We start from the raw sequence: 13,657 nt of genomic DNA, 5'->3' as shown, positions 1-13,657 counted from the left end.
GTCGTTTCTCCGAAGTCGCCACCGGCATCGAAGTGTTCAGGTTGCGTTACGCATTATTCGTTGCCATTCAATGCCTTGCAGGAAATTCACCAAATCCGCGCAGTCAACAGGTTCAGAGAATATCGGCCCCGAGAGACGGATTTTGACAATTTTACACCGGCGAAAGTGAACAGCCCATCGGCGTAAACCTTGAAAACAGTGGGAAAATTTCGGGCGCGACGGGAAAGAGAAAAATTCCGCAAAGCACAGTGGCGGAGGGGGCGGGACTGGGGACGAACGTTTTCCACCGTGGCTAATCGGGGAAATCGTCTGCTCGAACAGCAGTCGAGACACATTTCATTTTCCAGGTTCTGGGAGCAGGCTCAGAAGCGGTATCGCCTTTGGCCGACGAAACGGCAGGCCCAGAGTGGATATCGCATCAGGCAGGATCTCGAACAACGCTCGTGTCTCAGCGACTTCCATCGTCGAAAGTGGCGCAGCCCAGTCGTCCTTAAAACGACATTTGTTCAGTTGAACAAGCACTTCCCAGTCGGCGAAACAAGTTCGCCCAGCGGATCCAGGCCTTTGCAACCCGACGACGATACGGTGCACATTACCCCCCGTTCCCGTGACCTCGTCCTCGACACCCGCAAGCAAGATGGGCCGTTCAAGACCCCTGATGCGACCGATCAGAGCGGGCCGCCGAGCTGCCTCTTCGAGTGCATGGTCAAGAAGGGGATGGCCAATCCCGAGAAGACGGATCATGCGTTCGTTTCCTGGCAGCGCGCGATCAAAGCTCAGCCCACCGTAACGCGGCTTCAGATCAAGGCTGTGCTTCCATTCTTCCGGCGTGACAACCGATAGCCCGTCCTCGCCTTGCTTGACGCGCCGACCCATCAGCATCATGGCGTTCCGAAAGAACGGCTCAAGATCGGGTAGGTCAGTCTGTGGCATGCTGCCACCGACCGCACCAAAATCGAACCGGGCAACCTGACCAAGCATCGAGCGAACGGTTTCTATCGCGTCGCGCCCTCCAAATGTAGCCGTGCGTGCATCGAACCATTCCTCCAGTCTTTCCCCTCGGTTTCGGGCAACGTCGTTCACGCCTTCAGCAAAGATCTCGTCGAAGAAGCGCCCGCCCTGCATACCGATCACGAGCTGCGCGATGTCTTCAGTCTCTTCCATCGAAGCAGAAAGCGCGGCCTGGATGCGGGCGAGTTTTTCCTCCAGCAGTGCCCAGATGCGGGCCTCGACAGTTGCCGGGTTGCGGAGCAGAAACACGCTTACCGCCCGCTTTTGCCCATACCGATTGAGCCGCCCCACGCGCTGGTGCAGGCGCATAGGATTCCAGGGAAGATCGACATGTACCAGGCTGGCGCAGCGCTCCTGCAAGTCGATCCCCTCGCCTCCGGCTTCGGTCGAAACGAGAAAACGTGTCCGACCACAATTGAACTCGTCAGCAGCGACCTCGCGAGAAAGTGTGCGCACGTCGACAGAGCCATCCGGTTCGCGAATGGCCAACCGTTCATCACCATTGATGAAACCGGCGCAGCCCTGTCCGAAACGGGCTTCGAGCGCGGCGATCACAAGAGCCTGCGTCGCCTTGTACTCGGTAAACAGTAGCAGCGGCTCGCTCTTCGGCAGTTCAGTCTCTATGAGTTCGATGAGCCGTTCAATCTTTGATTCCGTTCTGATTTCACGCGCCAACGCGATGAGTTCGTCGAGCCGTTCGACCTCGCCCTGGATGAGCGTGAGGGCGATCTGACTTGGCGCGGCCTCCTCCTGCTCGGCGGCTTCGTCAAGTGTTTCGGTTTCCTCCAGCATTTTTTCCGACACTCGATCAGCGGCATCGGCAAGCATCGCCCTTCGACGTTCCAATGCGCTCCGGATCGCCGCAATCGAGCTTGCCGCCAGCTTCTGCAGGGCAATGAGCAACAGCATCCGTGCCGACTGCTCGCGCCCCGTCAGGCTCAACGCATAGGCTCGGCCATCGAGAATGAAATCGCTCATCGTCTCATAAAACCTGGCCTCAGCAGGCGTGTAGGCATAGTCCACGGTCTTGGTGCGCACGGGCTGAAAGAGCTTTCGGCCCTCAAGGTCGGTCACCAGCGCCTTGTTGTTGCGGATCATTGCCTCGCGGAGCTGGGGGAGTTGATCCTGCACGGGCTTCTTGGGATCGAAAAGATCAGGCCGCACGAGACGCATGAGCGCCAGAAACCCAAAATCCTTTCCACGATGCGGCGTGCCGGTAAACATCACGAGCGACTGTATTCGGTCCCTTTCCTGGAGTTCACGAAGCAGGTCGTATGTCTGCGTGGAAATGCGTTCTTGCGCCTGGAAATGATGTGCCTCGTCCACCATCACCATGTCCCAGGATTCGGCTTGCAGCAGACGTTCACGGACCGCGGGCTGACGCAGCGTATGAAACGAGGCCACGACCTGCGAAGCCGTGTCCCAGAAGGAGAGCTTCCCGCGATCCTGCTCCCGCGTGTATTCCTGCAGGCGAATGTCAAACATGGACTTCAGCCGAGCCCGCCATTGCGGGACCAAACGGGCCGGAGCGAGGATCAAGAGCCGCCGAATGCGTCCTGTGGCCATCAGCGGCAGCAGGATCAGTCCTGCCTCGATCGTCTTGCCAAGACCGACATCGTCAGCCACCAGCCAACGCGTCGGCCAGTGCTGGGTGACCTGCCGGCAAACCCAAAGCTGATGCGGCAGGAGCTGCACGCGTGAGCGCGAGAATACGCCCCATTGGTCGTTGACCGAGCGGATGAGCAGTGCTTGCGCACGGGTGAGAACCTCGAGCGGATTATCGGGCACGCCCTGGGCCACGGCTTCGGCAAGCGAGCGAACCACCACCAGCTCGTCGCGTTCGACTTGTTCAATGTCGGCGCCGAAGCGGACGACGACGGTTTCGCCAAGGTCAGCGACGACCCGGCCCTCCCCATGGCGGGGGTGGCGAACGGGGCGATCCTCGTGCAAATCGGTCATCCCCTTGCCTCGTCGCTGTACACGGGCTGTCCGGTAGCGTCGTCTTCTCCACTCTCCCAAAGCTGAAGCGGGAGGTCCAGATCGCCCAGGAATGTGACATCCGGGCCGAGATGTTGGGAGACGAAACTGTAGATGTCTCTCGAAAGGTCCATGTTTCCCCGCTCGCCCAAGGGGTGTCCAAGCCGTTCCGCAAACAGCCGACGCACGCGCCCCGTCGCCGCCCAGGCATAAGTGTGCATCCGGGCAGCCTCGTCTTCGCCCCACAAGCCGTGCCGGATCGCCTCGCGGATCATCCAGTTCGCGCCGAGTCCAAGGCTTTGCGTCAGCGGTGCCCCTTCCAGGCCGCGCCTCTGCCAGATGGGCGCGTAGCTGAGGCGCCAGATATCGCTTAGCGCCACCTGTCCCTCGCGCTCCACCACCCTGGGCAGGAGCCGGAAGGCATCGGCGTAATCCGGCAGCCAGCGGGCAAGGGCATAGAGATCGGCTATCGTTCTGCGCCATTGCGGAAAATCGATTTTCCAAGCGGCGGGAGATGCAAAGTCTTCCAGGCGCTTCAGCCATGGCGTCGGGTCTTCCGGCAGGCGGGCGGTCGCCATCTCGTCCCACCAGCCCGCTCGGGCGGCGGATTCCACGAAGCTTTTGTGGGCACCCTCATTGTTCCAAGGCAGAGTCCGGAAAATCCCAAGAGCAAAGAAGGTGAACCACCCGACCCGGTTGTCTTCGGCTTCCAGGTCGCGCAAGCTCCCTGGCCTGAACCCGTTTGGCCAGATGCGATTGTCATAGTCTTCTCGCTGGTCAACGTGATCTCTTAGCCACCAGTCGCGAATTCGGGCGAGTTCTTCTGCCGGATCGGGCGGGGTGTTCCCGATCTCTGGGGAGCCCGGGTCGGGCGACAGCCAGCGGCCCGAACCGATCATGCGCCTCAGAGATGGATAAAGGATGGGCATCAGGCGACCTCGTGCATCGTCATCAAACCCCTTTGCCAGCTCGCTTTGCCGGAATTCTTCCGCCTCGGCGGGCAGCCAGTGCGGCCGCTTTGTGGCCAATAGGTTACCGAGTCGTTCGCCTTGGCTGCCCTCGGCAACATAGGTGAGCAGCGCCCGCTGGGCAGCGGGTTCCGTGACTTGATGTGCCCAGCGGGCAAAGGTTTCAGCGGTGCGCTGATATCCGCTTTGACGGGCAGCCAGACGGTAGAAGGACAGGGCGTCGCCGAAATAGGAATCGTCGGCCACGTCCTCGTTCGGAGCGAAGGCGAGTATGCGTCGCTCTTCTTCGTCCGCATCCGCTGCATCCCGCGGCACCAGACGAGCCTCCCGCCATTGGCCATCCGCCATGAGGAACTTCGCACCAGCCGCCGCCTTGAGCAGTTCCTGCCGCTCCTTCCAATCCAAGGCTTCGACGAATGGCTGATCAAGGAAGGACCCAAGCCGTGCGGCGCTCTCAGGATCCGCCCGTTTGTCCGCACCTATCTCCATGCTGACGAGCATTGCCGCGTCAAATCGCTGTGGAGCGGGAAAGCCTAGGTGCTCGAACACGGTCGCCATCTCCGAGCTGACCGCCGATTGTGCGATATCGGCAACCGACCGCCAGCCGATGAGCCGTTCTACACGGCCCGGCTCGACGAGGCCGCCGGCGAGCTTCCAGCGCACCTGATCGGCCCGCAGGAAAGGTTCAAAGGGTGCCGGCAGCCTGGTCGGAAAGGCCTCGCGCTCGCAGAAGAGATGTCTGAGCCCGCCTTCGTGGTGAAGCTTCGTCTCAAGCCGGTCGTCCCCACCACCATGGGATACATCCTCCTTGAAAAGACTGACGAGGCGTTCAAGAAACAGCTTCCGTCCCGATGCGGCGTTTCGTTCGGAAAGTCCGGCAGGCTCTGCAAAGCCGGCCCAGTCACGATCCAGAAGATCGAAAAGTTCAACCAGCCGATGTCCGAGCGCTCTACCCAGGCGTTCGAAGAGTTCTGCGCGCTCCTTAACACTTCCTGCAAGCCGGCCGCGCCCGGGATCGACACGGAAACTGTACGAGTTCAAAAGCCATCCGGCACGAATTTCCTCTTCGAGCGGCGCGAGAAGCCAGAGCCTAGGCATTTCCTCGGGCAGCGATCGAGGTCCATCAGTATCGAGGGGCAGGTAAAGCGTCGTATTGTCGTCCAGCGACAGTGCCAGCGCCTGGCCCGGCTCAACACCCTCGAAGACGACATGCCGGATCCCCTGCATGCCCGTCTCTTTGAGGCGCGCAGCGTAGCGGTGACCGCCGAGGTGAACTTCCCGGATCGCCCGCGCTGTCACCGGAAGCCAGCGCGCACAGCGAGCGAAAACTCCATGCGCTTCCTGCGCCTCTCTTTCGGGGTCGGGATCTATCTTCAGAGAGATTATCGTGGCGCGTCGATCATTCCGGCTAGCATCAAGGGAGTGTTGTTGCCCGCCCTCCCATACCTCTGGGAGCATGCCGCCCTTTATCCTGCAGGCAATGAACCCCGAAGCAATCTCCACCTCGCATGCAATAAGATGGACACTCTTGAACCCCAATCCGAATCTTCCAGTCACATCCTCGCGCTTCTCGGACAGGTTCATCAGCAACATGTTGAACAAGTCACGCTGCCAGCCCCTGCGCTCTCCCTCCGCAGAAGATGGCCCGAGGTGATTGATGAGCCGCCCCCAATGAAGAATGCGCATCCGCTCATTCTCGAATGCAACCCTGAACGCCCTCAGCCCTTCGGGTGGGTGCTGAAGGGTTGCATCATCTGCGTTCTGGAAAAGTTCAAACGCGACCCGTCCTGGGCCATAGCCGTAACTTTCGATACCTTGGCGGATCAAACCAAGCAATTCTGTCGCGGAGTCTTCGGACGCGACTTCATCCCAGAGAGCGCGTTTCGCGTCAGGCAGTTCTTTTGCGCGCTTGTCGGGAGGGATCGACTGCTCTTGCGTCTCGTAGCGGTCAAGGGCTTCACGCAGCCTCGACCCAGGGGCTGGCTTCAATTCAGCCAGGATTTGTGGCAGCCGATCCTCGAGACGCGCGCGGGCATCTTCGACCGTCGCTTGTCCAACCTGAAACGCTTGCCGAAGCTCCTCGAGGATGGCGTCTTCGCAGCGCTTGAAATGCCACAAGACCAGCGGCCCAACATTCCGGGTCAAGTCCTCCAGCGTCTTGAGTGTGATCCGCCCTTCACGGTCGGCAATGGTGATCTCATGGATCACCGTGCCTCGGTTCCCAGCGACAGCCTCCAAATGCCCCGTGCCCAGAACCTGAAACGGTTGATCAATCTCGCTCGGGGCACTGCGCACATTTCCGTCGAGCGCCATGATCTTCACCTCGCCGCCAGTGATGAGAGTGAAGTGCAGGCCAGCATTTTTCCGAAGCAACGCGAAGCGGTAGGAGGTTCCCTTGTCGCCTTCAGCGAGGCTGCCGGCGATTTCATCCAGACGATTCAGAATCGATTGGATAGTTGCATGCGGCAAGGCGAAGCAATCGCTTGCAATCCTCTCAAACTGATCGCGCTCGGAAACAACGGCTGCAAAGAAAGCCAAGGCCGGCTCCGGTACCTGGGCCCGCATTCGCTTGAGAAGCGACACCAGGCTTTTGACGCACTCTTCCCTGTTCGAATTGTTGCCTTTGTCGACCTCGCCACCTTCGCTCTGCCCTGCTTCAGGTCCGGCGGGTTCCGAGTTGGGCGGCAAGTCTTTGGCCAGGTCGGCGGCAAGAAGAAAATCACGTGATATTCCTTCGCAAGGCGCAGTCACCTCCGCACCCCGCCGCCAATTGCCTGCATCGGTTGGCACGAAAACTCCACCGATGATCGCCCGGAATTCGGAGACGGGCCACGAGGCCACCATCTTGAATGCCGCACTATAGGCAACGCGAGCAGCGGCTGCCTCGTTGGTGCCGTGGCGTTGCTTTGCAATTTCAGCCAGCTCGTTAAGCCAGTTGGCAACGTCTCTATGCTGTGCGCGGTCTGCCGCCTTGAAACGGGTAACAACCTCGAGCATGCGCGCCGGGGTTTCCCCGGCATCTGGTGGAAGCACCCGCAGCGCGGCGGCAAGCAGAGGCCAACCAGGCAGCGGCAGGTCGACGCCGGCATCGGCCAGCTGGGCGAGCGCTTGCACCAGTTCATCTGTTGCGCCGCCGACAAAGGCGACGGGTCTTGCCTCCTCAATGATGAGGAGCAGCCGGTCGAGGGAACCCATGTCGTCGGGCAGAACGCCCTTTTCCCGCAGGTCCGCGAAGCCCTGGTGTTCCCGGATCCTCGGATCTATGTCACTCACCGGAAGAAACGGAAGATCGTCACCGAGCACGCGGCGCGCAGCTACCAGAACATCTTCGGAGAGATCGACCACGTCCTCCGGCGCCCAAGCGTTGCCGGAGCGATCTCTCAGCCATTTCGCGCGGCGCAGGCGATCGGCATCTGGCGCTTCGATACTCGCCAGAGCGTCCAGGATCTCGGTGGAAAAACGAATGGGTTCCGATTGGCCGAGACAAACGGCAATCTGCGCCTCGGGTGACCAGCGCTCGACAAGTGCTTCGGCACGCTCCCGTGCTCTCGGTTCCTCGAATTCGCCAAGCAGCGGCACAATGGCTGTCATGCCTCTCGCGACGGCCCAGTCCGGGTTCGGGCGGTAAACGCTGTCCGGTCGCGCCCAGCCGCCTTGCCGCGTGGGGAAGATCGGCAGCTGTTTCAGATGCTCGTCGGGAATGCCAGCGCAAAGAATTGCCTCCACGGCCGCGTGATCAAGCCCCTGCGTGGCCAGTTCATCGGCATGGCGAACGAGCAAGTCACCAAGCCAGGCGCCCTCCAGCGTGTCAATCGAGAGATGGCGCACCTTGGCACGGTCGAGCGTGTCCATGACCTCGCTCGGCACCAAAATGACTGGCTCCGAATTTGCCGTGAGTCGAGCGATCAGCGCGTCCAGCGCCGGAGCGCTCTGTCCCAACGCATTGAGCCTGAAACGGTTTTCGTGCGCACGCCGATCCCCGGCTGCAAGCATGAGGAGGGCATCGCGACTTTCCAGTTCATTGCTGAAAATGGCATTCAGGAGGTTGGCGCGGGCCTGCGGCGGACCGAGCGCCTCGGCCTTGCGCACGAGCGCGCAGACGGCCCTGGCATCGAGATCATGCAATCTGAATACGGCGTTTGTCGGCGCACTGCCGTTTGCGTCCAGCAGTGCACTGGCGGCAGCGCTCGGCAGAAGGAATGTCTCGGATTCTGGCAGCGCATTCGCAGCGACCCCAAGAAGCCGGCGGGCTTGGGGATGGTCACGGAAGAGCCGCTGTTCGCGTGATGCCCCATAGAGCTCTGCGAGGCTCAGCCGACGCGTGCGGATCCCGTCCAGAGCCTTGACGACCGGCAGCGCGGGCAACTCTGGATGCTCCAAGGCGGCTTCAATGCTTTCGATGCGGCGCAGAATGGCGAGGGCTGCTGCACTGGCTGAATCCGCCTGCCCATCCGTCTCAAGCAGCGGTTGCAGAGCGGCGATCAGCGAATGGACCGCATGTGCTCCAATGGTTGCCCCCTTTACTTCGTCGGGCAACCATTCCTGGGGCAGACAGATTGGGGCCCCTTTCGCGCTGGCAAGCGCCCGCAGAACGAACCGTTCGGAAGCGCCAGGAGGCAGAGGCAGGACACCATCAGGAGCAGTGACCTCGAGCACCTTGGCTATGCGCTCATGCGGTGCAAGTGCGCGCGGCGAAGCCATCGCCTGGCGTAGTCGCTTGAGCACCGGCCCCGATGCGGCAACTCGCAGATCGTGGTTCGTGCAGGCCGTTTCCAAAAAACCCCGCAGCACCCGGACCTGGGTGTCACTCAAAAAGCAATCCGCCGCGAGCCCTTCGAGAAGTTTCGCAATCTCGTCGGCCTCCCAGACGAGGTCCTTCGTCGTCAGAACCGCATCCCTGCCACAAACCAGCGTAACGCCTCGTTCTGTGGCCCAGTCGGTCAGATTTGGCAGGATATCCGCCAGCCCCACACGCCCACGCGCATCGGGGGCAGGAATTGGCCGAAACGTGCCAGTGCTCGCCACAAGTTGCCAGCGCACGCGCAGATTTCCATTGCTTGTCTCGACAATTCTGGCGAGCGCATGCTGGGCTGCGATGGCCGCGCGATGGGTGCGGCCGAAGTCGCTCGCGGCGAGGGCCCTAACGGCGGCGCCCAGCGCCTCGCCTGAAACCTTCGCTTCTTGCAGCGCATCGTAGAGGACGGCCGGGATCAGCGGCAGGACGAGGCGGTCGCGAACGCTGCGGTTCCACTCGGCGCGCAGCGTTGTCTCGTCCAAAGGGGCTTGGTCAGTGGGTGCCGGGCCTGCTTCATCGAGCCCGATCACTGCCTTGCGGCCGCTGTCTACGAAGAAACATCCGTGGAGGAGCAGCTTCAGACGGCCCATTCCGTCATGCGCCTGTGGTGGAAAGGCTTCGGTCACCGGCAGCAGCACTGCCCAGTCGGCTAGAAGTTGGCCCATGCCTTCGGGATCCACGACGAGGATCGCAGCGCCGTGCGGGGTCGCCTTCTGTGGCGCTTCCTCGTCGGTATCACGGTTTCGGCTGCGCGGCCAGTTTTGCGACCCGCGAAGGTCTCGGCGAAAGTCGTCCGTGGCGCGACGCTCGCGCCCAAGACAGGCAATCCCCCTGCCCAAGGGACCGCCGAAACTGCGATCACCCGGTTGAGCGGTGTAACCGATCATCGCGCGTGCCGTACCACGGTCGATTTCGGCGTTTGACGGGCCAATCCCGACCACCACGCGGCGCACATGGCGCAGAGAAGCGACCATCTCTGCAATCCGCCACTCATCGGCGAGCGGTGCGAGACTTTCGGGGGCTATGTCCGAAGCAATGATCCCCTTACTCGTCGGCTTTGGGCGAAGCCCCTCTCTCCTGAGTGGAAACCACATGTTCAGGCGGCGGCGCGCATCCAGGAGTTGCTTGCCCTCCGAGGCGATGCGACGCGCATCTTCATCATTGATCCTGGGCCAACGGAGGCAGTCGTCGCCTTCGCGTCCGAGGGCCTCGAAGGGGTTCACAACGAAAGGCTCGTCGTGGGCGCCGAAGCCGTCGGGAACAACGGCGAATGCATCGCACAGATGGAACACCGACTTCTGCCCGAGCCCGAAACGCCCCACGGAGGCGTCATCGAGTGCCTTCACACTACCGCCGAAGGTCTGCATGCCCGTGGCCGAGCGTTCATCGAACTCACCATCGTTGACGAGAAGAAGGCCAGGCCCCCGAAGGAGCGGGTTCGAGGCCTCTGGCCAGCCGGGTCGCAGGTGCAAAGAAACTTGATGCGCCTTCGCGTCATCTGCGTTCTGCAAAAGCTCGCGAAAAACCGAGATGCCGTTGCCGTAGGGATAGCGCTCGAGGTTGTGGCGCAGGTGTTCGACAATATCCTTGGGGTCGAAATGCATTGGCAGCTACCGTTTCAAGAGCAGTCTTGGGAGGGCGCATACCATATTCACAGCCGCATCTGCTCGACCGTTTCGCATTTTGCCCGGCCTTATGTAGCAAAAGCACCACAAACGATTGCGTTAGCAATCGCTCGCATTGCGAGTCTGACAGCCCCACTTTTAGGGGGTGTCAGTGAGTAGAAGCTTCACGAAACGAACCGTCTGCGTTGAGGTAGGGAAGCGCCACGCCCTCGATCTCGACAACATCCTTCCCGATGTCCGGCAGGCCTTCGGAAACCTCGAATACAAAAAGGTAGTCTTCGCGCTCTGCCTCTTCGCCGCGCTGGAATACGGTCTGATAGCGGACGCTCGCGGCAACGTACATTTTGGCCCAATCGGGGACCTCGGCGAACGGATGCCCTTCATAGTCACCGGTGAACCACACCCCTCGGCCCTTGGTCCCGGCGGCGATGCTGCCAAGTCTAGAGGTGTCAGTTTCAAAATCGGGGAGAGCGGGCGGGCCAACTCCGGCCATGCGGCAAAGCGGATTGCCGTGCACATCGAACATCATCGGCCCAGTCTTAACCTCGACATTTTTGGCCGGAGAATTGCCGGAGTTCACCACGTCGGCGACGACGCCCCACACCATGTAATCATGGATGATGATTTTGGGTTTTATGATCGAGAGGTAGGCGCGGGTCTGCGCCTCGCCAATTCGTTTGGTCTCGACCGTCACTCTCCGCGTTTCCCAGAGCGTCCAGGAGAGCAAGGCTATGCCTACCCAAGTCGCAACACCGATCCAAACGGTCCATCGCGCCATGCGCTCTTGGGCCTGAAGATCGCGCTCCTCCCACCACTGGGCTTGCTGAGCTACTTGTTCGCCGTGCGTTGGGGTTTGAGGCGACAGGGCCGTGGCAAGTTCGCCTTTCCTGCCTTCGTGATCGGCGGGGTATTCGGCGCGTGTTTTGGATTGAGCGCGGTCTCGATCCTGTTCCCCGGCTGACAGCGCCGCTGCCAACCAAACAGCCGCTAGAGCCGCTAGGATATACGCAGGTCGGTTGTTCCAATAGCTTCCAAGCATTGAACTAAGAACACCGCCGTAAACTTACCCCGAGCTAGCTTGTTACGGATATTGGGCTCTGATTCCGAGACCCCAATCTCAGCCAGCTTCTCAGCAAGTTGCGCATAGGTGATCCCTTTGCGCTTCAGCTCGGCCTTTAGAAGGTTCTTGACCTTCGCTTCCCAGTCAGACTGTTCCATGCCCTTGAGGTAGGCAGGTTCTAAACCGTCTGCAAGTGCGAATATCGCATAAACGATGACATTCGCCCTTGATAGCGATGCATCATGCCACTATATACAGTGCATAGGCATTGGAAATAGTGACAAACGTGACGCAACATCATCTCCTCTCCGCAGCATCCCGCACCCTTTCGCTGAAGGCGATCTATAAGGCTGGCGAGGACAAGGCGTACGAGACGTTCCGCAAAATCCGTTGGCTGGAAACGGGCGGCGAGGCGGTTTGCCCGCGTTGCGACCACGACGAAGCCTACACGATCAGCACACGCCGCAAGTTCAAGTGCAAGAACTGTCACCACCAGTTCAGCGTGACTTCGGGCACGATCTTCCACGCTCGGAAGCTCGACTACGTGGACCTGCTGGCCGCTATCCTGATCATTGCCAACGCTGCGAAGGGCGTTTCCGCCGTGCAGCTCAGCCGGGACCTGGATGTTCAATACAAGACGGCCTTCGTCCTCGCTCATAAGCTCCGCGAAACGATGACCAGCGAGACGCGCGGCCTGATCCTGAGCGGCGCAGTCGAGATCGACGGCCAGTACCACGGCGGCCACGTTCGCCCGTCGAACCTGAAAGAGAACCGCCGCGACCGACGCCTGAAGCGAAACCAGACGGGCAAGCGCCGCGTCGTCATCGCCATGCGCGAGAAGCAAGGCCGTACCATCACGAAGGTCGAGCGCACCGAAGCCAAGGGCGTTCTCTTCGCGCTCGACCGCCTCGCCAAGGGTTCGGAGCTTCATGCCGATGAAGCTCCGCACTGGGATGAGCTGGAAGCCCGCTTCCCGATGGCCCGTATCGACCACGGTCAAGGCTATTCGATCAATGGGGCCTGCACGAACCAAGCGGAGTCGTTCTTCTCGCGCCTTCGTCGGATGGTCCAAGGCCAGCATCATTTCGTCAGCCCTGGCTATCTCCACCAGTACGCAGCGCACGCCGCTTGGCTCGAAGATCACCGCCGCGACGACAACGGCACGCAGGCCCGCACGGTGCTGGCCCTCGGCCTTGCCGCCCCGGTTAGCCGTCAGTGGAAGGGCTACTGGCAGCGCTAAGACCACAAAATGTGGGGCTTATCCGTGAAAGCACGAACTAAGTCCGATTGAATGCCCTCGACTCTGGCAACGGAACGTTAATAGAACGAAAAACGGCGCCCATGCAGGGGCGCCGTTTCCGTAAACCAGCGGCAGGAGGGCTGGAAGTCATGATCATGTTGACTCTTCATACGTCGCGCCGACCATCGCGTCCAGCCCCTCCTTCGGATTTTCCTAAGGAGACCCACTATGGGTACCAAGTACACCCCGGTGCCGCCGGGGCATAAGCTCATCTTTCGTTTCACGCGCACCTGCCCGAAAACGGGCAAGCTGATCAGGTCCACGAGGTCGATGCCGATTATCGTTCCTGCCAACGATAACGACCGTAAGAAACGGAAGTAGTTAGCTTAAAGAGTGTTGACGGCGCGCCGAAAGGCGCGTCGTCTGCTGTTATGAAACGCCTTCACCCTGTCGCCTACTCCCACGCCTTCCAGATGTTCGACCGCTAGGATAGCTCAGTCCTCAGCAAGGGGAACAAGTCGCCAGACGCCGATCGCATCCTCCCCAATCCGCTCCACGATGCCCTTCAGCCGCTTCCGGTCCAGCGTCCTGCTGATCTTCAGGCGAAGCTCTCGATTGAACCGTTCATCATCGCCGGCCCAGCCCTTCTGCGCGTTCATCATCTCGACCATCGTTTTGAGACCAAGGCCCTTAGGGTGCTGGCGGAGCATTCGCAGGATCAGCCGGGGCAGCTCGCCATGGTAGAACAAGCCAGCAGCCATTGGCTTCTTCGGTGCGGGTTCGCCGTCAGGGTAATGGCCTAGATGGAAAAGTGTGGCGTCGAGATGGCTAAGGGTGGTGCGCAAGTCAGCGACGATGGCCTCGTGGTCGCGAAGGCGAGAGAGCACGTTCTTGCGCTCTTTAACCAAGCTAGAGATGACAATTTCCATGCCTGAATATGTAGGCATCGCTTGCAATGACATAAAGCATCGCATATGGTGC

Annotated in this window: 6 protein-coding genes; 1 reads left to right on the top strand and 5 read right to left on the bottom strand. The window is 60.7% G+C overall.

Annotated elements, in window-relative coordinates; all coding sequences use genetic code 11:
* Nucleotides 1-336: 336 nt before the first annotated feature.
* The 4 genes from IE053_RS01200 to IE053_RS01185 form a co-directional block, all read right to left on the bottom strand.
* Nucleotides 337-2,970 carry a DEAD/DEAH box helicase gene (locus IE053_RS01200; RefSeq protein ID WP_189570666.1) on the bottom strand — a complete coding sequence of 878 codons (2,634 nt, stop codon included), beginning with the start codon at nucleotides 2,968-2,970 and terminating at the stop codon, nucleotides 337-339.
* Nucleotides 2,967-10,355 (bottom strand): sacsin N-terminal ATP-binding-like domain-containing protein, encoded by a 7,389-nt coding sequence (locus IE053_RS01195; RefSeq protein WP_189570664.1) that lies wholly within the window; start codon nucleotides 10,353-10,355, stop codon nucleotides 2,967-2,969. Before IE053_RS01195 ends, IE053_RS01200 begins: the two co-directional genes overlap by 4 nt.
* A 169-nt stretch (nucleotides 10,356-10,524) precedes the next feature.
* Nucleotides 10,525-11,352 (bottom strand): hypothetical protein, encoded by an 828-nt coding sequence (locus IE053_RS01190; RefSeq protein ID WP_189570662.1) that lies wholly within the window; start codon nucleotides 11,350-11,352, stop codon nucleotides 10,525-10,527.
* A gap of 20 nt (nucleotides 11,353-11,372) precedes the next feature.
* On the bottom strand, nucleotides 11,373-11,594 hold the full coding sequence (locus IE053_RS01185; protein ID WP_189570660.1) for a DUF6471 domain-containing protein: 222 nt from the start codon (nucleotides 11,592-11,594) through the stop codon (nucleotides 11,373-11,375).
* A 128-nt stretch (nucleotides 11,595-11,722) separates the two neighbouring features.
* Here IE053_RS01185 and IE053_RS01180 point away from each other — a divergent pair, with 128 nt between their 5' ends.
* Nucleotides 11,723-12,676: an IS1595 family transposase gene (locus tag IE053_RS01180; protein ID WP_189570659.1), complete on the top strand. Its 954-nt coding sequence runs from the start codon at nucleotides 11,723-11,725 to the stop codon at nucleotides 12,674-12,676.
* Between the two features lie 494 nt (nucleotides 12,677-13,170).
* On the opposite strand, the gene IE053_RS01175 is transcribed toward IE053_RS01180, so the two are convergent.
* Entirely contained in the window at nucleotides 13,171-13,563 is a 393-nt protein-coding gene (locus tag IE053_RS01175; protein ID WP_189570657.1) for a hypothetical protein, read from the bottom strand.
* Nucleotides 13,564-13,657: the final 94 nt, after the last annotated feature.

This window comes from Parvularcula lutaonensis, from assembly GCF_014651915.1.
GTDB classification, from domain to species: domain Bacteria; phylum Pseudomonadota; class Alphaproteobacteria; order Caulobacterales; family Parvularculaceae; genus Parvularcula; species Parvularcula lutaonensis.
This window is presented reverse-complemented; position numbering and strand designations above follow the sequence as displayed.

What these genes read in the sequence shown, in the direction of transcription:
- IE053_RS01185 (WP_189570660.1), bottom strand. Translation starts at nt 11,594, where the DNA reads ATGGAACAGTCTGACTGGGAAGCGAAGGTCAAGAACCTTCTAAAGGCC.
- IE053_RS01195 (WP_189570664.1), bottom strand. Translation starts at nt 10,355, where the DNA reads ATGCATTTCGACCCCAAGGATATTGTCGAACACCTGCGCCACAACCTC.
- IE053_RS01200 (WP_189570666.1), bottom strand. Translation starts at nt 2,970, where the DNA reads ATGACCGATTTGCACGAGGATCGCCCCGTTCGCCACCCCCGCCATGGG.